The 23,557-nt window shown below is 36.8% G+C and carries 24 protein-coding genes, 1 tRNA gene and 1 other annotated feature; of the genes, 7 read left to right on the forward strand and 18 right to left on the reverse strand.

Annotated elements, in window-relative coordinates; translation table 11 throughout:
- Positions 1–145 precede the first annotated feature (145 nt).
- Positions 146–799, reverse strand: a complete 654-nt coding sequence (locus CBF33_RS03700) for a deoxynucleoside kinase (RefSeq protein ID WP_202585376.1) — start codon at positions 797–799, stop codon at positions 146–148.
- Positions 800–1,041: 242 nt separating this feature from the next.
- Between CBF33_RS03700 and CBF33_RS03705 the strand changes: the two genes are divergently transcribed.
- Genes CBF33_RS03705 through CBF33_RS03725 form a run of 5 tightly spaced genes read left to right on the forward strand, consistent with a single transcriptional unit; the run spans position 1,042 to position 5,489 of the window.
- Positions 1,042–1,629, forward strand: coding sequence for an MptD family putative ECF transporter S component (locus CBF33_RS03705; protein WP_126761731.1), 588 nt, complete (start codon positions 1,042–1,044; stop codon positions 1,627–1,629).
- 20 nt (positions 1,630–1,649) lie between these two features.
- Entirely contained in the window at positions 1,650–2,345 is a 696-nt protein-coding gene (locus CBF33_RS03710; protein ID WP_170167743.1) for an energy-coupling factor transporter transmembrane component T, read from the forward strand.
- Positions 2,330–3,784, forward strand: a complete 1,455-nt coding sequence (locus CBF33_RS03715) for an ABC transporter ATP-binding protein (RefSeq protein ID WP_126761735.1) — start codon at positions 2,330–2,332, stop codon at positions 3,782–3,784. Before CBF33_RS03710 ends, CBF33_RS03715 begins: the two co-directional genes overlap by 16 nt.
- 20 nt (positions 3,785–3,804) lie before the next feature.
- Positions 3,805–4,719, forward strand: coding sequence for a Gfo/Idh/MocA family protein (locus CBF33_RS03720; protein WP_126761737.1), 915 nt, complete (start codon positions 3,805–3,807; stop codon positions 4,717–4,719).
- Positions 4,716–5,489: a class I SAM-dependent methyltransferase gene (locus tag CBF33_RS03725; RefSeq protein WP_126761739.1), complete on the forward strand. Its 774-nt coding sequence runs from the start codon at positions 4,716–4,718 to the stop codon at positions 5,487–5,489. The genes CBF33_RS03720 and CBF33_RS03725 overlap by 4 nt, the downstream gene beginning before the upstream one ends.
- A 38-nt stretch (positions 5,490–5,527) precedes the next feature.
- Here CBF33_RS03725 and CBF33_RS03730 read toward each other — a convergent pair whose 3' ends face one another.
- Positions 5,528–6,400 carry a diaminopimelate epimerase gene (locus CBF33_RS03730; RefSeq protein ID WP_126761741.1) on the reverse strand — a complete coding sequence of 291 codons (873 nt, stop codon included), beginning with the start codon at positions 6,398–6,400 and terminating at the stop codon, positions 5,528–5,530.
- Positions 6,401–6,525: 125 nt separating this feature from the next.
- A complete protein-coding gene (locus CBF33_RS03735) occupies positions 6,526–7,134 on the reverse strand; it encodes a superoxide dismutase (RefSeq protein ID WP_023606406.1) in 609 nt (202 codons plus the stop codon).
- Positions 7,135–7,301: 167 nt separating this feature from the next.
- On the opposite strand from CBF33_RS03735, the gene CBF33_RS03740 reads away from it, so the two are divergent.
- Positions 7,302–8,114, forward strand: a complete 813-nt coding sequence (locus tag CBF33_RS03740) for a DUF1189 domain-containing protein (RefSeq protein ID WP_126761743.1) — start codon at positions 7,302–7,304, stop codon at positions 8,112–8,114.
- Positions 8,115–8,133: 19 nt separating this feature from the next.
- Positions 8,134–9,087 carry an NAD(P)-dependent oxidoreductase gene (locus tag CBF33_RS03745; protein ID WP_126761745.1) on the forward strand — a complete coding sequence of 318 codons (954 nt, stop codon included), beginning with the start codon at positions 8,134–8,136 and terminating at the stop codon, positions 9,085–9,087.
- Between the two features lie 34 nt (positions 9,088–9,121).
- Here CBF33_RS03745 and CBF33_RS03750 read toward each other — a convergent pair whose 3' ends face one another.
- The 15 genes from CBF33_RS03750 to rpoC all read right to left on the reverse strand — a co-directional run bounded on the left by CBF33_RS03750 (position 9,122) and on the right by rpoC (position 23,557).
- Positions 9,122–9,415 carry a HesB/YadR/YfhF family protein gene (locus tag CBF33_RS03750; RefSeq protein ID WP_126761746.1) on the reverse strand — a complete coding sequence of 98 codons (294 nt, stop codon included), beginning with the start codon at positions 9,413–9,415 and terminating at the stop codon, positions 9,122–9,124.
- A gap of 80 nt (positions 9,416–9,495) precedes the next feature.
- Entirely contained in the window at positions 9,496–10,158 is a 663-nt protein-coding gene (locus CBF33_RS03755; RefSeq protein WP_126761747.1) for a potassium channel family protein, read from the reverse strand.
- Between the two features lie 37 nt (positions 10,159–10,195).
- Positions 10,196–10,828 carry a response regulator transcription factor gene (locus CBF33_RS03760; RefSeq protein ID WP_126761749.1) on the reverse strand — a complete coding sequence of 211 codons (633 nt, stop codon included), beginning with the start codon at positions 10,826–10,828 and terminating at the stop codon, positions 10,196–10,198.
- A 4-nt stretch (positions 10,829–10,832) separates the two neighbouring features.
- On the reverse strand, positions 10,833–11,897 hold the full coding sequence (locus tag CBF33_RS03765; protein WP_126761751.1) for a sensor histidine kinase: 1,065 nt from the start codon (positions 11,895–11,897) through the stop codon (positions 10,833–10,835).
- Positions 11,894–12,637: a cell wall-active antibiotics response protein LiaF gene (gene liaF, locus CBF33_RS03770; protein ID WP_126761753.1), complete on the reverse strand. Its 744-nt coding sequence runs from the start codon at positions 12,635–12,637 to the stop codon at positions 11,894–11,896. Before liaF ends, CBF33_RS03765 begins: the two co-directional genes overlap by 4 nt.
- Before the next feature lie 138 nt (positions 12,638–12,775).
- Positions 12,776–13,249, reverse strand: a complete 474-nt coding sequence (greA, locus tag CBF33_RS03775; protein WP_126761755.1) for a transcription elongation factor GreA — start codon at positions 13,247–13,249, stop codon at positions 12,776–12,778.
- A gap of 152 nt (positions 13,250–13,401) precedes the next feature.
- On the reverse strand, positions 13,402–14,508 hold the full coding sequence (gene mltG, locus CBF33_RS03780) for an endolytic transglycosylase MltG (protein WP_244919680.1): 1,107 nt from the start codon (positions 14,506–14,508) through the stop codon (positions 13,402–13,404).
- Between the two features lie 120 nt (positions 14,509–14,628).
- Positions 14,629–15,450: an amino acid ABC transporter substrate-binding protein gene (locus CBF33_RS03785; protein WP_126761760.1), complete on the reverse strand. Its 822-nt coding sequence runs from the start codon at positions 15,448–15,450 to the stop codon at positions 14,629–14,631.
- Positions 15,451–15,468: 18 nt separating this feature from the next.
- Positions 15,469–16,080 carry an amino acid ABC transporter ATP-binding protein gene (locus tag CBF33_RS03790; protein WP_202584905.1) on the reverse strand — a complete coding sequence of 204 codons (612 nt, stop codon included), beginning with the start codon at positions 16,078–16,080 and terminating at the stop codon, positions 15,469–15,471.
- A gap of 10 nt (positions 16,081–16,090) precedes the next feature.
- The gene (locus tag CBF33_RS03795) at positions 16,091–16,735 is read right to left on the reverse strand and encodes an amino acid ABC transporter permease (RefSeq protein ID WP_126761762.1); all 645 of its coding nucleotides are present in this window, start codon (positions 16,733–16,735) and stop codon (positions 16,091–16,093) included.
- A 48-nt stretch (positions 16,736–16,783) separates the two neighbouring features.
- Positions 16,784–17,033 (reverse strand) — a binding site (T-box leader).
- Positions 17,034–17,060: 27 nt separating this feature from the next.
- On the reverse strand, positions 17,061–18,074 hold the full coding sequence (locus CBF33_RS03800) for a sensor histidine kinase (protein ID WP_126761764.1): 1,014 nt from the start codon (positions 18,072–18,074) through the stop codon (positions 17,061–17,063).
- Between the two features lies 1 nt (position 18,075).
- Positions 18,076–18,765 (reverse strand): response regulator transcription factor, encoded by a 690-nt coding sequence (locus CBF33_RS03805; RefSeq protein ID WP_126761766.1) that lies wholly within the window; start codon positions 18,763–18,765, stop codon positions 18,076–18,078.
- 155 nt (positions 18,766–18,920) lie between these two features.
- Entirely contained in the window at positions 18,921–19,607 is a 687-nt protein-coding gene (gpmA, locus tag CBF33_RS03810; RefSeq protein ID WP_126761768.1) for a 2,3-diphosphoglycerate-dependent phosphoglycerate mutase, read from the reverse strand.
- A gap of 109 nt (positions 19,608–19,716) precedes the next feature.
- Positions 19,717–19,789 (reverse strand) — tRNA-Thr (locus CBF33_RS03815).
- A gap of 114 nt (positions 19,790–19,903) precedes the next feature.
- Complete coding sequence (gene rpoC, locus CBF33_RS03820) at positions 19,904–23,557, reverse strand: DNA-directed RNA polymerase subunit beta' (protein ID WP_126761770.1); 3,654 nt, start codon at positions 23,555–23,557, stop codon at positions 19,904–19,906.

Consider the following 23,557-nt stretch of genomic DNA (forward strand, 5'->3'; position numbering starts at 1 on the left):
TTGCTTTACTTCTAATGGATACGATACTCTTGTTCCCATGCTAAAAAGCACCTCCTGTTAAATTCATTTTACTTGAATTCAACAAGAAGTGCTTTTTTATTGTGTCCCACGTAAGTGGGTCAGTTCCTACAAGCGGTGTTTTCTTTTAGAGCTTTTCTCCTCTAACTTCTTCTAATTTATCTTTAACCATCTGAATTACAACTTTGGCTGCCTCTTCATCTTCAACAAAGTTTAAAGCATCGCCGTCAATTTCCATTTTCGGGCTTTCATCATAATTTTGATACCAAGCTTCATAACGCTTATTGAGTTCTTTATAGTAATCATAAAGTGATGGGTCATAACTTAATTGTTCGAATTCTCTTCCACGTTTTTCAATACGTGCTAACATAGTTTCAAACGACACTTTGATATGAACCAACAAATCAGGGTGTTTTTTATGAGCAGCATATGGAAGCTCTTCCATCATATTTTTTAATAACTCATCGTAAACTTTTACTTCCGTGTCATTCGCACGTCCTAAATCCGCATTCAAATGAAACAATAGCGAATCTTCATAAATGGAACGATCTAAGACATTGTTATCATGAGCAAGCGCCTGTTTAATACTTGCAAAACGCTTGTTCAAAAAGTAGATTTGTAGTAAAAATGCATATTTATTAGGGTCTGCGTAAAATAAAGGTAATATCTCGTTATTATCTACTTCTTCATAAAAAACCTCACTGCCTAATTCATTGGCAATCATTTCTGACAAACTGGACTTACCAGCTCCTATTGTTCCCGCTAAAACAATCACACTCATTTTCCTCCTACTTCCTTATACTACATCTTGTGTTATTAATATTCGACTGTTATCATACCTACTTTATCTAGTGATTGTCAATCTTATCGCCTACATTTATTCTCTTCAAAATAAAACAATCCATTAATAATCATTCTAAAAAACACTGATAATCTTTCTCACTTATGTTATACTAACAACTGATTTTAAATTTTAATTTAATATGTGAAAAATAACGCATATTACTTAGTGGAGGATAAATAATGCAAAATAAACTTAAGATTAATGATATGATTACCATAGGCGTATATACCGCAATATACTTTTTACTAACAGGGGTTGCGACCTTTTTAAGTTCGATTCTAATTCCTGGTTTTTCAATTATTTTATTACCTGGATTTGTAGCATTCATTACAGGAGCCGTATATTTCTTGCTCATTCAAAAAGTTCCAAAATTTGGTGCCGTTTCAATCATGGGCATTGTCATGGGGCTCTTTTTCTTGCTTGTCGGACATTTTTCACTCACCTTTGTGCCACACTTTGTTGCGGGATTTTTAGCAGATTGGGTCGCACGTATGGGACATTATAAAAACAAACGGATAAATCAAATTAGCTTTGTTATATTCTCCTTTAATATGATGGGACCTATCTTACCGTTGTGGTTCTTTAAAAAAGCTTATGTTAACAACTTAGTAGCGCGTGGGAAAGATGCAGCATATATAGCCGATACCTTTACTTTTATTAATCAGCAAACTCTCTTTATCAGTTTAGGCTTTCTAATCATCTGCAGCATTATTGGAGCAATTATCGGAGATAAAATGATTCAAAAACATTTCGCAGCACTCTCATAATGAAAGGACTGGTTGTTACAATGCCTTCGCTTAATACACAAACTAAAATCGCTCTCGTCCTTTTTACTAATATTATGGTTTTTTTTCATCTACCCATTGTTATTGAAAGCAGTTATTTGATTCTCTTATTACTTATTCTAGCCAGTCAAAAAGAATGGCGCAGAATCTTTATTTATATCAGCATTTATTTGAGTATTCTCTTATTATCTAGGCCTAACTTTTTATCACAGCTGCCCATTATTGGATCAATCATCGGATTTTATACCTTAACCGTACGACGACTGTTTCCTTTGACCATGATGGCGGGCTTTTTGATAAAATCAACGCCAGTATCTTCACTCATCTACACTTTACGAAAATGGAAAATACCAGAATTTATTATCATCCCACTCAGTGTTTTATTCCGTTTTTTTCCTACACTGAGAAAGGACTATCAACAAATTCGTTCGGCGATGAAATTTAGAGGCATTGCGGTAACAAATTGGGAAATGGCGCGCCACCCTTTACAGACACTAGAATATATTTTAATTCCGCTACTAATGAACGCCTCTGTGACGGCTCTTGATCTTAGCAGTGCAGCTCTAACACGTGGTATTAATCATCCAGCAATATCGACTTCTATTTATCAGAAAAAAATGACTTTTTTTGATTGGCTGATTATAACCATACTTATCATATTTTTAATTGGAGGCTTAAGTCTATGGGAATTTCTTTAAATCATGTCTCTTTTACCTATCAAAACGAAACGATCATTAGCGACTTATCTCTAGATATTCAACAAGGGGACTGTATCGTGTTATGTGGGGCAAGTGGCTGTGGTAAAACAACCATTACACGAATCATCAACGGCTTAATCAATGAATTATATGAAGGGACTTTGGAAGGCGAAAGGTACTTAAATGACATGTCCTATAACGATTTATCTTTTTATCAGCTTCCTGAACGTATTGGTTCTGTTTTTCAAAATCCTAAAACGCAGTTTTTCACGTTAGAGGTTTTAAGTGAATTAGCTTTTCCATGTGAAAATATTGGAATGTCGCCTGACAAGATTCAATCTCGAATTGAAGACGTCGCGACTCTTTTTAATATCCACGACCTTTTAAACCGTGAGATGTTCTCATTGTCAGGTGGCGAAAAACAACTGGTTGCACTCGCGTCTGCCTACATGCTTCATCCAGAATATCTCGTACTCGACGAACCATCCAGTAATCTTGATTTACAAACGATTGAACGCCTTACCGATATCTTGCACCGCTTAAAGAATGTCGGTTGTACTCTTATTATCTCAGAACATCGTCTTTATTATTTGGAATCTCTCGCAGACTACTATCTATATCAAACGCCTGCTCGTGATTGGACTTTATATGATAAGCCTTCTTGGGAAGATCTAACTAGTGATGAACGACAAACACTTGGCTTAAGAACAAAGCAACTTCCTGAAAAAATCACCCTGTCACCGTCGATGATTGCGTGCAACGATGATGTCGAAACACTTAGTATCAAACAAATCCCTGTAAGATGGCACGCTAAATCACAACCTTTGTTAACAACACAGACACATGAATTTAAAGCCGGAACTATCATAGGGATTATTGGTCCAAATGGGGTAGGAAAATCGACATTTTCTAAACAATTAGCAGGAATTTTACCGTGTGACGCTGATAAAATAAGTTGGAATGGTAATTTTCTTTCAGATAAAGAACGATTACGGCAGAGTTATCTTGTCATGCAAGATGTCAACTATCAGCTCTTTACAGAAACAGTCGAACGAGAATTAACTTTAAAAGCGACACGATTAGAATTACGCGATGAAATCATTCAGAGCCTGAACTTAGGGCACTTGCTAAAAAGACATCCAATGACGCTTTCTGGTGGCGAAAAACAACGTGTAGCGATTGCTTCAGCTTTACTATCTGGAAAAAAAGTGGTCATTTTAGATGAACCAACTAGCGGTATGGATTATCAACATATGATGCAGTTGAAAAATGCGTTGAATTTGATGAAAAAACATAATCTCTTTATCTTTATTATCACTCATGATATCGAATTTATTGAACAAACAATGAATGAATTACTTGTGTTAACCAAACAAGGTAGTTTTTCAAGTAATTCCGTAATTGACCGACAAACGTTAGAAATATGGATGAAAAAATAGAAAGGAAACGGTGAATCAATATGGTGTTAAAAATTGGTGTAATGGGTTTAGGCACGATTGCACAAAAAGCATACTTGCCGATTATGAATCAATTACAAACGAATGTCGAGTGGCATTATTTCACTCGAAACAAAGAAACGAGAGAACGCTTAGCTAATCAATATCAATGGCAATTCGTCTATGACGATTTTCAGACGTTCTACGAAGCAGACTTAGATGCATGCTTTATTCATACATCAACCTCTACCCATTATACTTTTATTAAAATGTTTTTAGAAAAAGGGGTACATGTTTATGTTGATAAACCGATTAGCGAAAATTTAGATGAAGTCAAAGAACTTCTGGCGCTTGCCAAACAACAGCAATGTCTTCTATTTACAGGATTTAACCGGCGCCGTGCTCCTATGGTTCAACAACTTAAAGAGGTTCCCGATAAAAATATGATTATCGTTCAAAAAAATATTATGGGAACATCTAAATCGTTAAAGGAAATTTTGTACGATTTATTTATCCATGTTGTCGATACGGGCTTGTTTTTAATGGAAGGAGCCGTTCAGCAGCACTATATTGATTTACAAATCAATGAAGCTAATCAAAGCTTAGAGCGAGTATGCTTGCATCTTTCAAATCAACAAAATACGGTCATTTGTATTACCAATCTCAATAGTGGCGCTCGTACGGAAAGTATTGAAGTGCAAAGTCCAAGCGGTACGTATCATGTCCATAACCTTGCTCAACTAAATCATACAACGCCCGATGGAACGATTCATCAGACATTTCCTGATTGGACACCAACACTTGAAAAACGTGGGTTTGAAACAACAATAAAAGAATTTTTAACGTTAGTGGAACAAGATGCAACCTATTATGACGATTCGCTTGCTTATCATTCTCACAAATGGATTGAAGCAATCGTGAAGAAAGGAAATGAATGATGATGAAGGACTACTATGGCGAATTAGCCACGATTGTTTATCAGCTATCAAAACCAATCGGTACAGCTCTTAATGGCGATATTGATTATTACTTGGAACGTATCCAAGCTAACTCATCAAAAAATCAACGAGTGTTAGAAATTGGTAGTGGTACGGGTAGGGCACTGATTCCTCTTTTAGAGGAAGGAGTGAATATCGAAGGGATAGAGTATTCAGATGAAATGCTTTCACTTTGTCGTGATGAACTCGCTCGCCGTCAACTAACAACTTCTTTATATCAAGGCGATTATATGACGCGTCAATTCCCACACTCTTTTGACACACTTATTATTCCTGTCGCAACGTTTAATCTTATTACGGCTCATAAAGGTATCCAACTTTTCTTAGAAAAATGCGTGTCGGATTTAAAACAAGGTGGCAGAATAATTTTTGATATTGATTTACCCTTTTATCCAGAACTTGGAGAACGTCAACGTTCACAATATGAATGGGATTCTCAAAAATCCATTTCGGTTGAACATGAAATAACCAAGATTGATTGGCTAACACAAGAAATACATCATCTCTATACTTATCAACTGTGGCAAAACCAACGTTTAGTTGATACTCAACACCAACAACTAAACATTAAGTGGTACGGTTTAACAGAGATTACATTACTTTTAGAACAAGCTGGTTTCAAAAATATTGTTATCTCAGCTGACTATGAGTATGAGTTAGCACCTTCTGACAGTAATCAAACGATTACAATAGAAGCAACCAAAGCCTAATATTAAACACAAAAAGGAGCAGAAATCTGCTCCTTTTTTTAATCTGATTCATCATAAACGATATGCTCGATCAACGTTGCTTCCCCTTGCAACTCAACCCAATATTGACCTTCAGGTGTTTGTCTTGGTCTTACAAACACTGTCCCTCCAGCACTTTTCACTTCAATTAATTCTCCAAACTCTCGTAAGTAGAGTAATGAATAAAGTAAGCCACTTGCTGCCATAGCCGTTCCACAGGAAAAAGTATGCCCTGCCACTGTTTCAAATGTATCAACATATAATCTATCTTTATCAACTTTTACAAAACTTACGTTAATTCCATTTGGAAAATAACGATTACCTTGTGTCAGTTTTTCTGCAATAAGTTGTCTCTCTGCTATCGACAACCCATCCGTTTCTTTGACAAACGTAACTAAATGAGGCGTTGGCGTGGCAATGGCTGTAAATCTTAACTTACGGGTAATGTCTTTTAAGCGTTTCTCAATAAAGGTTGTCCCACTCTCAACTTCTCGATTTAATGTTTCCATTAATAAACTCATGGGAGAAATTTCAACACGATAAAGATGGTCGCTAATATCATCCACTATTTTTTGGACGTGCAATGTCGCATGACGTGTCTCAATTAATTGGTGCACGTTCTTTTCTGGATTTTCATCAAACAAAAAATGTGCGACTCCTCTAATTCCATTTCCACACAGTAAACATTCTGTACCATCACGATGAAACGTCGTCATTTTTACCGTCACTTCTTCTGTTGAGTCTTCCAATACTATAAAACTTTTCATGTTTGGAAAATCTTGTGCAATTTTTTGTGCCAGTCTTGAAAACTCGTCTGTCGCTCTCTTCTCTTGACGATTGTCTAGCATTAAATAATGATTTCCTGATGCTTTGATATGATGTAGTGTTATCAAAACTTGACGCCTCCCCCTATTCTCTTATCTTTATCGTACCAAATTCTAGGATAATTAACAAAAAAAGCTAAGTAGTTTCCTACTTAGCTTATATCTATAACAACGCTTTTATCAGTCCAGCAAGACTATTTTGCAGCGTTATAGCGTTTGTTGACTTCATCCCAGTTGACAACATTCCAAAAAGCTTTAATGTAGTCAGGACGAACGTTACTATATTTTTTATAGTATGCGTGTTCCCAAACATCTAAACCTAATACAGGGGTTTTTCCTTCTGTTAAAGGTGAATCTTGGTTTGGCGTTGACATAATTTCTAATTTTCCGTCATTAACCACTAACCATGCCCAACCAGAACCGAAACGTCCTGTTGCAGCTGCAGCAAAATCTGTTTTAAATTGGTCAAAACTACCGAATGTTTTGTCAATAGCTTCTTTAATTTCACCTGTTGGTTCGCCACCAGCATTTGGTGCCATAATTTCCCAGAAGAATGTATGGTTAGCATGTCCGCCACCATTGTTACGTACAGCCGTACGAATATCTTCAGGAACAGCATCTAACTCTGCTACTAATGTGTCAATATCTTTTTCGCCTAATTCAGGATGCTTCTCAATAGCCGCATTTAAATTGGTTACGTAAGTATTGTGATGCTTTTCGTGGTGCAAATGCATTGTTAACTCATCAATGTGTGGCTCTAATGCATCATATGCGTATGGTAATTTTGGTAATGAATAACTCATGTCATAACCCTCCAAATAATAATTTTTATAAATAACCTCTACTAATAGAATAGCATTTTTTTTAGAAAATCACAAAGTTATTGCTTTTCACATGGAGTCCGCCTTACTTGAGTATTCATCCCAAAACGTTTACAATTAAAACAGAAAAGAATTAAAGGAGGGACTATATGACCTTAGTCCAATTATTTGTTACCGCGTTTAAAAAACCAGCTGATTTGTATGAAGGGCGCAAAAAATCTGGTGGAAAAGTTTTTCTATATTTACTAATATTAAGCTTGATTCTAGCACTTCCGGTCATTCGACAAGTGGTTCATGTTTTTAATCTTGTTCAAGACGACATGCAAAAAATTGCAAAAGAAATGCCGGAATTTAAGATAGAAAACAATCAATTGACGACCGAAAAAGAAGAAGACGGCTTTATCTATCAAACTGATTACATGGTATTCTCGTTCGACCCTCAGAACAAACGAACGCCTGAAGATATCCGAAAAGATTTATCTGGTAATGTGATAGGTGTTGGTTTACTTAAAAATGAAGTAGTATTTGCGATTGCAGATGAAAACATTATTGCTTCGCAATTGCAAGTAAACCCAATGATTTTGACCTACGATCGTTTTGATAGTCAACAACTTAACAAAGGCTACTTTGAAAATCTTGCCACATCCAATCGTTCAACACGCTATGTGTCGGGTGTAACGTTCCTTGTGCTTTTAATTCCTGTCTTGGCAAACTTTGTCTTTTCACTATTAATTGTTACAATGATTAGTCATTTCTTTACGGGAGCTCGTCTTATGAACCTTACTTTTGGTGAAAGTTTTAAATTAGTCGTATTTGCTTCGACCATGCCTGTTTTTATTACTGCGGCGATTGATTTTGCCTTTCAATCTGTTAGCTCAAACTTTGTTATTATTTTAGTCTCTTATGTACTATATCGTCAAATCATCATGCAACAGCGATTCAAAGATCATTTAAAAAAATAATTCTTAAAGGGGTTTGTTCATGAAAACAATCTTAGTACTTTATCCATTATCAGAAAAGTTAGTATCACAATTACAAGAGGTTGCGACTGATTATAAAGTTGTCACTGATACTGACGATCTAACTGATCAAGATTTACAAGCTGTTGAAATCATTATTGGTTGGAAAAAAGACATTGGCGAACGTGTTCTTTACATGCCAAACAACTCATTAAAATGGATTCAATCTTTTTCTGCTGGTGTTGATTATTTTGATTTAGCAGAAATTGCACGACAAAATATCCAATTAACATCAGCAAGTGGCATACACGGTTCTCAAATTACCGAAACGGTTATGGGAATGTTACTAGCCAAAAGTCGTGGTATTCAACAATCCGTTCTACAACAAACTGCGCGTATTTGGCAAGACCCAAATGATATTATTGAGTTGGCACATAAAAAATTACTCATTGTAGGGACAGGTAAAATTGGGCGACACTTAGCTAAAGTAGCAGAAGTATTTGAATTAGACGTTTACGGAATTAACCGGAGCGGATACGACCTACCACACTTTATCAAGAATTATCCGCAAGAAGACTTATTAAACGTTGTAGGGGATATGGATATTGTCGTCAATATTCTTCCATTAACTGACGAGACACATCATCTATTCGACGCTAAATTCTTCAAACAAATGAAAAATGACGCTTGGTTCATTAACGTCGGCCGTGGCGCATCTGTTAACACGAATGACTTACTTGAAGCATTACGTCATCAAGAGCTAGCCTTTGCAGGTTTAGATGTTTTAGAAGAAGAACCTTTAGACCAACATCATCCGATTTGGTCGGAACCTAACGTTTTGATAACACCGCATATTGCTGGAAATTCAAACTATTATGCAGACCGACTTATCGCTTTATTCACACGAAACTATCACTCTTATATGAAAGACGGGACTGTTTGCGAAAGTGTTGTCAATCTAACAGAAGGATACTAAAAAAAAGGACGTACAAAAATGTACGTCCTTTTTTCTATTCCGTATAAAAGTAAGTTGGTTCATCCCTTTTTTCATCGTAATCAACGGATAAGTCGTAATCACTGAAAAACCAATCATCATTTTCTGCCGTATAGTATGTGATACCTTCTTTTGTCACGGTTGCCATTGGTGTCTCTTCTGGCGATTCAGGTCGCATTGCCGTTGAAAAACCAGCATGAACATTTGTTGCACCACCGTATTTACCAAAAAAGTGTAAGTAATCTCCTTCAGCTAATCCTAGTTCACTTTTAAACCATTGATGTGCTTTATCTGATACTGTTAATTTCATCTCAAATCCATCACTTTCTTTTTGAATTACTCCTATCATAACATAAAATAAGGCTTATCGCGTTTTTCATGCTTGACTTGTTAATTCATTTTATCATCAAATTCTTCCACATCTTCTGTCGCTCCAACTACAAATAATGTATCATTAAATTTCACAATTTCAGTTGCAGCTGGCGAGACAATTAAGCCACGTCCTTCACGTCGAATAGCCACCACGTTTAATCCGTATTTTTGACGTAGATTTAAATCAATAAGTGTTTTCTCTAAGTAGGCGTGGTTCGTCACTTTTACTTCCGCGATACTGTACTCATCTGAAAGTTCTAAAAAGTCTAAAATGTTTTTTGATATTAATTGATGTGCAACACGCTCTCCCATATCACGTTCTGGGTGAACAACACGGTCAGCCCCTACTTTTTCTAATACTTTTGCGTGATACTGGTCTTGCGCTTTTGCGGTAATACGACTGACGCCCATTTCTTTCGCCATTAGCGTGACAAGAATACTAGCTTGAATATCCTCTCCTATTGCAACAATCACATGGTCGAAATTGTTTAAACCTAACTGTCTTAACGTTGCCTCATCTTGCGCATTTGCCACAACAGCATGGGTCGCAATATCCATGTATTCATTCACGCGATCTTCATCGCGGTCGATAGCTAATACTTCTTGTTTAGACTCGATTAAACTATTACAGACGCTTGAACCAAATCTTCCCAGTCCAATAACTGCAAAACTTTGCTTCATCTTTTTATCCTACTTTCTTTTCTATTAATAACTTCAATTACTTTACTATACCATGCTTGAACGCATAAATGGCTGCTTGTGTTCGATCTTCTACATTTAATTTTGATAAAATATTAGACACATGGGTCTTAACGGTTTTTAATGTAATGAAAAGTTCATCGGCAATTTCCTGATTACTTTTTCCTTCTGATATTAACAAGAGAATCTCATTTTCACGATTCGTTAATTCTTCATGTGGTTCAGGTATTTGAGCTTTCGCCATTTTGGCCATCATTTTACCCGTAACCTCAGGCTCTAAAACTGTTTCGCCATTATACGTTGCACGAATTGCTTGGGCTATTTGACTGGCTGTGGATGTTTTTAATAAATAGCCGGCAGCACCTGCTTCAATCGCTGGATAGACTTTTTCGTCGTCAATAAAGCTCGTGACAATTAAAATTTTGGCTTCAGGCCAATCTTGTAATATTTTTTTCGTTGCCTCGATGCCATCCATGACATCCATTACTAAGTCCATTAAAATAATATCCGGCTTTAATTCGAGAGCTTTTTCATATCCGATTAAACCATTTTCCGCTTCGCCAATCACTTCAATATCGGATTGAATCCCTAAGTACGATGACACTCCCAACCTAACCATCTCGTGATCATCTACCAACAACACTTTTATCATTTTGTCACTCCTCTACTATTGGAACACGTATATCGATACTTGTTCCTTTCCCTTTAAAACTAATAATTTTACATGTTCCACCCATACCGTTCACTCGTTCACGAATATTTGACAAGCCATAACTCCCCACATGACTGTCTGTCGTATCAAAGCCAACGCCGTCATCAATTACTCGCAACAATAACACGTGGTCGCGACGTTTTAAATAGACATCCAGTGACGTCGCCTTGGCGTGTCGTAACGTATTTGATAGCAGTTCTTGTACAATACGAAACAGATGATCTTCCATGCCGCTTTCTAGGGAAATATCTTCGACTTCCCACGTTAATTCGATATTGACTTTTGTTTGTAGCTCGATTAATAACTGCTGGATTCCTTTCTTTAACGTCTTTCCTTCTAAGGAAATAGGACGTAAATGGAGTAATAGCGCACGCATCTCCGATTGAGAATGATTGATGATATCTCCAACCATTTCAACCTGTTTTTGCAAACTATCCGTCGTTTCTTCCCGTTTAGCTTCTTCCAGCAAGGTTGCCATCATCATAGAGGCAGCAAAAAGTTGCTGGCTCACCGAATCATGCAGTTCACGAGCAATACGATGCCGTTCAGCTTGTAATATGAGTTCTTTTGATTCACCATCAACCATTTGGGGCTGACTGGAAATAACTTGTAAATCTTTTGACATCGTCGCCATCTTCTTGCGAATATCATCGATATAACTGTCAATTTCTTCCATGCCGTCTGTTTGAGCTAGCGTTTGAGTTCTTTTTAAAAACAAAGGACTATCATAATGATTTCGCGCTAATAATGCTAATTTCTCTTCTAGATTACCATACTGTGAACGTCTAAAAAAGTAAACAACAAGTGTGACCATTAAACTTACAACTAACGCAATCACCAAAATATAAATAAATAAAGGGATATGACTGATTTTAGCCGTAAAAAGTTCCTTTAGCCAACCTTTTTTACTTTGTGAGTAAAAATAAGAATAGAGAGTTAAAAGTAAAATAATTTCTGTTAAAACAAATGTATAAAAGAATAACCACCAGCGATTCATCCGTGTCATCATATGCGAATCACCTCGATATCTCCAACTAAAGTACTCGTGACAATTTTTAAACGTCGAGTACTATGGTCATAATCATCACTAAATAGTTTGAGTGATTCATTTTTTAACGTATACGTTTGCTCATCAAAAATTACATTGCCATAGAGCGTGGAATGTTCAATCATTAGCCCAATTTCAATCGGTACTAAAACACGAGTTCTTCCTAATGCTTTACGTATCATGACAACATTATCAGCTTTAGGTAGCAACGTATTACCTAAGTCGATAATGGTATCTCCAGAAAACAGGGTAATGTTAATATCATCCCATTCATAGATTTCCGTACCAATTCGTTGATTACCAATCCAAGGGCGTTTAAAGCGACGACCATTTTTATCCTCTGGTTCGACAGTTTTAACAATTTTCATTTCTTTTCGTTGCCACGGAGAACGGTCAAAGGCATTTTGCATGGATAAACCGGTCACTTCGACTCCTTTTAATCCAATGAAAACAATCGCAAAAATCATCATCAACCAAATTGCCGGACCGATTGTTAGCAGTGCTAACATTGTCATCAATAACCCGATGAGTAATTGAAAACGATGAAAACTATTACGTGGCATTTTTTTGGATGCTATCGATATATTGATAAGACCAAAGATTAAAAATAGTAATTGCGGTGGATTTTGAATTAATTGATAAAGACCTAATAAGGCTAAAAGACTTTCCACTATAAAAAATAGTTTCCAAGAGCTGCTCACAAGCATTCCTCCTTCATTTATTCTATTATACCTTTTTCTATTCTGACTACCAAGTTCACTTAAGATGGACATTACTCTCCGTCTTAAGTCTGAGAAAGATAAAAAAAGCGAAACAGTCATACTGTTTCGCCAGATGAATTAATCAATTTTTGTGATTTTGACATGCATGTCGCCACCAGGTGTATCAATCGTGACTTCTTCGTTTAACTTTCTTCCAATCAGTGCTTTCGCAATAGGAGAATCATTTGAAATTTTTCCAGCCATTGGATCTGCTTCTGCACTTCCAACAATCGTATAAACTTCTTCTTCTCCGTCTGGTAATTCGATAAAGGTAATCGTTCGACCAATGGTTACTTCATTTTCGTCAGCACCATTATTATCAATAATCTCTGCAAAACGAATCATATTTTCTAGTGTTGTAATACGTCCTTCAACAAAAGCTTGCTCATCTTTAGCTGATTCATATTCAGAGTTCTCTGATAAATCTCCAAAACTTCTCGCGATTTTTATGCGTTCAACGATTTCTTTACGTTTTACTGTTTTTAATTCTTCTAATTCTTGTTCTAGCTTTGCCTTACCTTCTAAAGTCATTGGATATACTTTTTCTACCATAATGTCCAGTTAGCTCCTTTTTAACTTGTCTTAATAAATAAAAAGCGAAGAGCTTTTCTGAACACGTCGTCCAGAAAAGCTACTTCTTTACACCACACAGATTACCATGTTACCTAGCGTTTGTAAATAGCTAAGCTATCTAAAAATGAATTTTATTGTAAATTATCAATATATTGTTCTTTTAACTCTAAATGTTTCTCATATGTCTCAGCAAAATAAACTTTATGGGTCGTAATATCTGCTAAGAAATAATAATAATCATTTTCTAAAGGATTTAACACCGCATCAATGGCATCGGTACTTGGGTTATTAAACGGTCCCGGACCAAACCCTTTATTAATATACAAGTTATATGGAGAATCTATTTCAGTATCTTTATTAGATAAATGCACTTTATGTTTATCCATCGCATACAAAATAGAAATATCCGATTGTAACGGCATGTCAGCAGCTATACGATTTAAAAAGACACCCGCAATATTTCGACGGTCTTCATTTTCGACCCCTTCTTTTTCCACTAGCGAAGCCAACGTCAGAACTTGTTGAACTGTTAAATCACTTTGATTAAACATCTCTTCTCGTTCAATATACACTTGATTCATTTGTTCGACCATCGCTTGAATAAGTGGTTTAACGCCCTTATCTTTATAGTAGTTATACGTTGCTGGGAACAAGTATCCCTCTAGTTTGAAACGAACATCTTGTGCTTCAGACGCACTTTGTAATAATTGAGGGTAACTCGCTAAAAGTTCTTTAAAGAACGCTTCATCAGTAATCACATTTAAGATTTCGTCTTCTTTAAGTCCTGTCTTACTTGCGACTTCTTTTGCGATTTGATCAACGCTGTAACCCTCAGGTATCGTGATACGAGCATCTGCTAATGCTTCTGGCTCTTCACTACCACCTTGTTGCAGCATCTCTGAAATCTCATCAAGTGTCATGTTAGGGGCCATTTGATAATAACCACCTTTAAAGTCTGTAATATTTTCAGTTTTCACATAGTAAGTAAAAACTAAACCGCTTTTTATAATTTTCTGTTCTTCGAGAATATTTCCAATTCCTTTATTACTAGTACCTATTGGAATATTCACTTGCACCAAATGGTCATCTTTAGGATTTAAAGGTTTTAGCCCTGATTGCCAATATTTATAAATATATATTCCCAATACGGTTACGATTAAGACTAAGGATAAAATAACCACCGTCACAATCTTCCTTACTAGTCGATTCTCTTTTTCTCGAGCTTGTTCTCTGCGCATTATGGATCGCTCGCTTTCATTTTCTCTATATAATTTAACATTAGTTATATTTAATGTCATAGCTTTCCCTATTATACATGAAATAAAGCAAAACGAAAATCTTTTCTATAATATTCTTTCTTATTTTGTTTCAATAAGCGTACGGTCATCACCAAACCATTTTTTACTAATCTCTTGCACTTTGCCTTTTTCTTTCAAACTCACAAAAGCATTATTAATATCTTCCACTAACCCTTTGTTTTTTGGATTCACGCCAACGGCATAATCTTCTTCTTCAAATTCACTTGGTAATATGTCATATAAATTTCCATCATCACTTTTACTAATGTAGTATTCTGCGTAGACACTATCAATAATAAACCCATCAACTTGTTTGTTTTTTAAATCTAAAAAAGCTTCAGTAAATGTCGGGTATCCTATAGGCTCTCCAGAAGTCGTGTAGGATAATAATTTTTCAGGTTCTGCTAACAATGCCGCTTCTCCGCTTGATCCTTCTTGAGCCCCGACTTTTTTATTTTTAAAATCAGCGTAAGTCTTAATGCCACTATCTTTTAAAACAACAATGACTTGTTCATTTTTTAAGTACGGCATCGTAAAAGCGACTTTTTTCTCCCGTTCAGGCGTCACTGTATAACCGTTCCAAATCACATCTATTTTATTTGTTAACAGCTCGGTTTCTTTCATGCTCCAATCTACGGGTTGAATTTTTGTCTTCATCCCTAACTCTTTCCCGACTTCTTTCGCTAAATCAATATCAAATCCTACAATCTCATCGTTTTCATCACGGAATCCCATCGGAACAAACGTATCATCGACTCCTACTACTAATGTCTCTTTTTTCGTTGTTTTACTTTCTTCTTTCTGACTGCCACACGCTGTTAATACCACTCCTGTCAATACAACAAAACTCACCATCGCTGTTTTCATTAATCTCTTTTTCATCATTTTTCCTCCTTAGTATTATTTATTAAAATCAAAAATTTGATGACAATATTCATTAGCAAAGGCAACATCATGCGTCACTATTATTTGCGTCATTCCTTGTTGCTGAATCAACTGCATAATCTGCCCTACCTGATTACGACTTTCAACATCTAACGCACTCGTCGGCTCGTCATAGCATAATACTTCTGGTGATAGCATTAACGCACGAGCAATAGCCACACGTTGTTTTTGTCCACCCGATAAAGAAGCAGGATACTGAGAGGTTTGGCCTTCAATCCCTAGCATCTCGAGCCACTCTTGCGCCTTAACTGCTGCTTGTTCGCGAGTCATTTGCTTTTTCTTGACTGGTACGAGCATTAGGTTTTCAATGACTGTTAAATGAGGGAAAAGCTGAAAATCTTGAAAAACTAATCCTATCCGCTGAGCCGTTTCAGACTGATTCCCGTTTACCGACATCGTCCCACTATCAAAAGTCTCTAAGCCACATAGACACCTTAAAAAGGTTGTTTTGCCACTACCTGATGGCCCCACAATTCCGTGAATTTCGCCTCTCTTTGCAAGAAAATCGATTTGATTAAAAATCATTTTCTCACCGAAAAGTTTCGATGCCCCTTTTACTTCTAAAATCACTTCCTGATTACTCATAAGTCATCTTCCCTTCAATATATCGAAATAGTAGCGTAAAAATAAATGTCATGCACAAATAGAAAAGACTCACACCGACAAAAGGAAGCATGCTAACTTCACGCATGACAGCCGCTTTACCGACTTTCATAATATCAGCCAAACCAATCACATAGACAAGTGACGTATCTTTAATAAGCGTCATCACTTCATTCCCTATCGCTGATAAGGTCTTTTTAAAAACTTGTGGAATCGTTACATACAAGAGTGTTTCCCATTTGTTAAATCCTAATACAAAAGCCACTTCTCCTTGCCCAACCGGCACATCTGCAAATCCTCCTCTAAATATTTCAATAAAGTAAGCTGTATAGTTAATCGCAAATGCTATGAGAGCTGCTGGCAAGCGATTTACAATAACACCTGGAAACGCAAGCGGTAATCCGAAAAAAACAATCATTAATTGTAACATTAACGGTGTTCCACGAATAACCCATACTAAGAAAGCTAATAGACGTTGTAACCATTTCGGACCCGTATAAGCAATATGTCCTAACAATAATCCTAATGGTAACGACACCACTAACGTCACGACAAAAACAAGTAGTGTCATCTGACTTCCTTTGATTAAACTTGGTAATACTCGCCATAATAATTCCATTTACATTCCTCCTAATCAATAAAAAAAGCCCCCTTAGTTCATATGAACTAAGAGGGCGACAAATAGACGCGGTTCCACCTCAAACACGTTACCACTTCACAGTGATAACCTTAGCAAGTCTCCAACAAGACCGTTTGCGATAACGTGCAACTGACGAACTTCCTTACTTTACTGTTTAAAAAATAGTTCAGGAAGATAGCTCCTAGATGTGTTCAACTACCGTTTATATCCTTTCTCACCAACCAAGGACTCTCTGATAATAAACTAATAATCTACTCGTTCTAGTCAAAGCTTTCTCATGTGTTTTTAATTTATAGAAATAATATCATGCGTTTTTTAGATTGTCAACACTTTTTATATGTTCAAATTCATTTATCGTTAAAGTGACCTCTGTCCCTTCATCTAAAATCGAGTGAATTGACACTTGATGATTTAATTTTTCACAAAGCTGCGCGACCATATACAAGCCCATTCCCGTTGCTTCCTTATGAGACCGACCTTGATATCCTGTGAAGAACGGACGAAAGACACGTGGTAAATCTTCTTTGCGAATACCGCTTCCAGAATCAGTGATTTTTAATTGTAGCGCCTGACCTCTACGCATCAAACTAAACGTAATATCAGTCCCAGTGCCAGCCGCATATTTAATACTATTGCCTATGATTTGATATAAAATAAAACGAAACCATTTGGCATCTGTTTCGATTAACGCGTCGTCTTTAAAGAGTATTTTAGGATAGACGCGATGTCGAATAAAATTTTGCTTATGGTCATCAATAGTCGCTAAAATCATCTCTCTCACTGAAACTTGCTCAATGATGAAGTCCTGTTCAAATGATTCCATTCGCGCAACATTTAGCGCCATTTGTAATCCCTCTTGTAACTTATCAATTTCTTCTAACATACTCTCTCTTTCAACTGGTGTTTCTTCTAACATCAGTTTTAACACCGCAATCGGAGTCTTCATCTGATGAACCCATTGATTTATAAAGGTTAGATGTTCCTCTCTTGCATTGCGCATCGTGGTCACTTCACGATAATAATGATCAAACTGATGATTTAACAACTCTACCACTTCTTGGGAAAGGTCACTACTATCCGATGTTCGGTCATTTTTAAGGCCAAAAACACGCTTCTTCTGAAACATTTGATACAAATGTTTTTGAGAAAAATATTGCCACACTAAAAAAATGATTAATAAAAACAAACCTAAAATAGCTGCATATATAAAGACCGATAGACGATGAAAACCATCTAGCCAAACAATCAAAGCGAACAAGAAAGCATAGCAAAGAAACAATAATATATAACCAATCTGATGTTTAAAAAAAAGTTTCATTTTATATATCCCCTAAATCAAGTCTGTAGCCTTTTCCACGAACGGTTATAATCGAATTGGGTAGACCGATATCATCAAATTTTTTTCTCAATCGTGTGATATTCACTGACAACGTATTGTCATCAACAAAATACTCGCTATCCCATAATTTAGTCAGTATCGCTTCCCGAGAAGCAATGTGCGGATAATTAGATAACAATAATTCAACGAGTTCGCCTTCTTTTTTAGTGAGTAATTCCTTTTGGTCATGAAACATTAACTCCAAACGCTCAGGATAATAAACAAGCTCACCTCGTTGAATTACTCGCTCATCTTGTCCTGGTGCATATTCACCATAGACACGTCTAATATGGCTTTTTATTTTGGCTAACAATAAATCATAGGAGAAAGGCTTGGTAATATAATCATCTGCTCCATATTCTAATGCCATGACTTGGTCCATATGACTCTCACGTGCAGATAAAAATATAATCGGACATTTTGATTGTTGTCTTATTTTTCTCGTCCAATAATACCCGTCAAAAAAAGGTAAATTAACGTCCATTAAAATTAACTCTGGTTGTTCCTGTTCAAAAAAAACCATCACATTTTGCAAATCTGAAGGCACAACGACCTCATAACCATATCGTGTTAAATGGTCTTCAACTAAGTTGACTAATTTTTGGTCATCTTCCACTAGCATTATTTTCATCTTTTCTCATCCTTCAAACTCTTTTCTATCATCATACGCCAAATCATCTCAAAATAAAAGAAAAGCCAGAAAAATCATCCCTTATCATCAATAAGTTGAATCATCATTAACGATTTATTCAAGAGAATGAATTCTGGCACTGATATTTTATCTATTTAGAGGTAATATTTCTTAGAGACAGTTAAGTCATCATTTAATTCATAAACTAAAGGTGAGCCCGTTGGAATCTCTAAGTTCAACACTTCTTCTTTACTTAAATTGTCTAAGTATTTCACTAAAGAACGTAACGAATTACCATGCGCTGCAACTAAAACTGTTTTATCGTCCAATAAAGCAGGCGCTATCGCATCGTCCCAAAAAGGTAGTGTCCGCTTAAGCGTTACTTCTAAACTTTCTGCTTGTGGTAATTGACGTTGGTCAACACTTGCATAACGTGGATCTTCTTTTAATTTATCATAATCTGCCCCTTCTAAAAGTGGCGGTAAAACATCGTAAGAACGACGCCATATATGAACTTGTTCATCTCCATACTTTTCAGCCGTTTCTGCTTTATTTAATCCTTGTAAAGCGCCATAATGACGTTCATTCAAACGCCATGATTTATACTCGGGGACAAATAATTGGTCTGTTTCTTCTAAAACAATATGGGCTGTCTTAATGGCTCGTTTTAACACGGAAGTATAAAGCACATCAAAGTGGATACCCGCTTCTTTAATCTTTCTTCCGGCTTCTTGCGCCTCTTTGACGCCTTGTTTACTTAAATCCACATCTTCCCAGCCTGTAAAACGATTAGCTAGATTCCATTCACTTTGGCCGTGTCGAATAAAAACTACTTTTTTCATGTTTATTCCACCTTTTCTAAATTCATTTCTTACTCTAGTTTAACGGCAATTTAAAAAAAATGCGAATAAAAAGAAAAGAGAATCTCATTCGTGAGATTCTCTTTATATAAGCCACCTGTCGGACTTGAACCGACGACCCCTACCTTACCATGGTAGTGCTCTACCAGCTGAGCTAAGGCGGCAAATTATCAATACAAATAATAGCATACCTAAAATAGTTGATAAAGTCAAGAGTCATTTATCATCATATTAAAAAGAGAGGTACCTTTACAAAGGTACTCTCTCTTTAATTAAAGCTACTCTTCGTTATTTAACAAAGCATCTTCTGCTGCCATTTTCGCTTCAATATCACTAATACTATAAACATTTTCACTAGCAACGCCCACTTCTTTTGGCTCCATATTACGGTATTTAGACATACCTGTACCGGCTGGAATAATCTTACCGATAATAACATTTTCTTTCAAGCCTAATAAGTGGTCTTGTTTTCCACGAATCGCTGCATCTGTTAAGACACGTGTCGTTTCTTGGAATGACGCAGCAGATAAGAAACTATTTGTTTCTAATGATGCTTTTGTAATTCCTAGTAAGACCGGACGAGCTGTTGCAGGTATGCCACCTGCGATTAATGTTTCATAGTTTTGATCTTTGAAATCAGAAATGTCAACTAATGTACCTGGTAACACATCGGTATCACCTGGATCCATGACACGAACTTTACGCAACATTTGACGGACCATTACTTCAACGTGTTTGTCACTGATTTCTACCCCTTGCATACGGTAAACTTTTTGCACTTCACGTAGCAAGTAGTTACCAACAGATAACACATCACGAATTTGTAATAATTCTTTTGGTTCAATTGACCCTTCCATCAATGGTTCACCACGTTTAATGGTATCTCCTTCAGAGACTTTTAGACGGGCTGTATACGGAACTGTGTATGTACGTGTATCCGTCTTACCTTGAATCGTAATTTCTCGTGTACGTGTAGAAGCATCTTCACTAATTTCTGAAACAATCCCTGTCACTTCTGTTACGACAGCTTGACCTTTAGGATTACGTGCTTCAAAGATCTCTTGAATACGCGGTAGACCTTGTGTGATATCATCTCCGGCTACCCCCCCCGTATGGAACGTACGCATTGTTAACTGTGTACCAGGTTCTCCGATAGATTGAGCCGCAATCGTTCCAACTGCTTCTCCAACTTCAACTTCTGAACCAGTGGCCATATTACGGCCATAACATGTTTTACATACACCATGTTTAGTGTTACATGTGAAGACCGAGCGAATCGTTACTGTTTCAATACCAGCTTCGATAATCGCTTTCGTCTTATCTTCATCTAGCATATCGCCTTTTTTAGCAATAATTTCTCCTGTTTCAGGATGAATGACTGATTTATGAGCATAACGACCTAAAAGACGTTCTTCTAATGTTTCAATAATTTCATTACCTTCACGAATTGCAGAAATTTCTAACCCACGATCTGTACCACAGTCGATTTCACGGATGATGACATCTTGCGCAACATCAACTAAACGACGTGTTAAGTAACCTGAGTCCGCTGTTTTCAAGGCCGTATCGGTCATCCCTTTACGAGCACCATGCGTTGAGATAAACATTTCTAAGACAGTTAAACCTTCACGGAAGTTAGAGGTAATCGGTAACTCCATGATACGTCCGCTTGGCGCTGCCATCAATCCACGCATACCAGCTAACTGAGTAAAGTTGGAAATGTTACCACGAGCTCCTGAATCACTCATCATAAAGATAGGGTTCTTCGCATCTAATGTTTCCATTAGCTTCACTTGGATTTCGTCTTTTACTTTATTCCAAACTCCAATAACGCGCTCATAACGTTCGTCATCGGTAATTAAACCACGACGGAATTGCTTAGTAATATTATCTACTTGTTGATGTGCTTCTTCAAGCATCGCTTGTTTTTCATGCAAGACACTGATATCCGCAGCTCCAACAGTAATACCAGCAAGTGTTGAATGACGATAACCTAAGTCTTTCATACGGTCAAGCATACGAGATGTCTCAGTAATTTTAAAACGCTTGAAGACTTCTGCAATAATATTACCTAAATGTTTTTTCTTGAATGGTAAGACTAATTCTTGCGCTTCAATCGCAGCCTTAATATCTGTTCCTGGTTCTACAAAATACTTGTTAGGTGTTTCTACCACTAAGTTGTAGTCAGTCGGTTCATTTAAGTAAGGGAATTCTGGTGGCATAATTTCATTAAACATGACTTTACCAACGGTTGTTAATAAAATACGCTCTTTTTGCCACTCTGTAAATGGTTTTTCCGGCATAGAAGATGTTTGTAATCCAATGCGTGTATGAAGATGAACGTAGCCATTTTTCCAAGCTAGAACTGCTTCATTCAAGTCACGGAAGACCATTCCTTCTCCTTCTTGTCCTTCTTCTTCCATGGTTAAGTAATAGTTACCTAAAACCATATCTTGGGAAGGTGTTACAACAGGTTTTCCATCTTTAGGGTTCAAGATATTTTGAGCCGCTAACATTAATAGACGTGCTTCGGCTTGTGCTTCCTCATTTAAAGGAACGTGAACCGCCATTTGGTCCCCGTCAAAGTCAGCATTATAAGCTTCACATACAAGTGGATGTAGACGAATCGCACGACCCTCAACTAATACAGGTTCAAAGGCTTGAATACCTAATCTATGAAGAGTAGGGGCGCGGTTAAGAAGAACTGGATGTTCACGAATAATGTCTTCTAAAACATCCCATACGTCGTCTTCTTGGCGTTCGATTTTGCGTTTCGCATTTTTAATATTGCTTGCTAATTCACGTTGAACTAATTCACGCATCACGAATGGCTTGAATAATTCAATTGCCATTTCTTTAGGTAAACCACATTGATACATTTTCAAGTTTGGTCCAACAACAATAACGGAACGACCTGAGTAGTCAACACGTTTACCAAGTAAGTTTTGACGGAAACGACCTTGTTTCCCTTTTAGCATATGTGAAAGAGATTTTAATGGACGGTTACCTGGTCCTGTAACAGGACGACCACGACGACCATTATCGATTAACGCGTCAACCGCTTCTTGGAGCATACGTTTTTCATTTTGAACGATGATATTTGGCGCCATTAAATCTAATAAACGTTTTAAACGATTATTACGGTTAATCACACGACGATATAAATCGTTCAAGTCACTTGCCGCGAAACGACCACCTTCTAATTGAACCATTGGACGTAAATCAGGTGGGATGACAGGAATAACATCCATGACCATCCACGCTGGTTTATTACCAGATGTACGGAAAGCTTCCAAAATATCTAAACGGCGAATAGCACGTGTTCGTTTTTGACCAGAAGCTGTTTTTAATTCTTCTTTTAACTCGGCCACTTCTTTATCTAAATCAACGTCATCTAAAAGACGTTTGATAGCTTCGGCTCCCATGCCAGCTTGGAAAGATTGTCCGTAATGTTCACGTTTTTCACGATATTCACGCTCAGTCAATAATTGCTTTTTCTCCAAAGCAGTATCACCAGGATCAGTGACAACGTAAGAAGCAAAATAAATAACTTCTTCTAACGCACGAGGGCTCATATCTAGGATTAAGCCCATACGACTTGGAATTCCTTTGAAATACCAGATATGTGAAACAGGTGCTGCTAATTCAATATGTGCCATTCTCTCACGACGCACTTTTGAACGGGTTACTTCAACACCACAACGGTCACAAACGATTCCTTTATAACGAATTCGTTTGTATTTTCCGCAGGCACATTCCCAGTCCTTGCTAGGACCGAAAATGCGCTCACAGAATAAACCATCACGTTCTGGTTTTAATGTTCTATAGTTAATTGTTTCAGGTTTTTTTACTTCACCGTAAGACCAGCTTCTAATTTTTTCTGGAGAAGCTAAACCAATTTGCATACTTTCGAATTTATTTACATCGATCAA

The sequence above is a fragment of the Vagococcus lutrae genome (genome assembly GCF_003987555.1).
Classification (GTDB): domain Bacteria; phylum Bacillota; class Bacilli; order Lactobacillales; family Vagococcaceae; genus Vagococcus_A; species Vagococcus_A lutrae.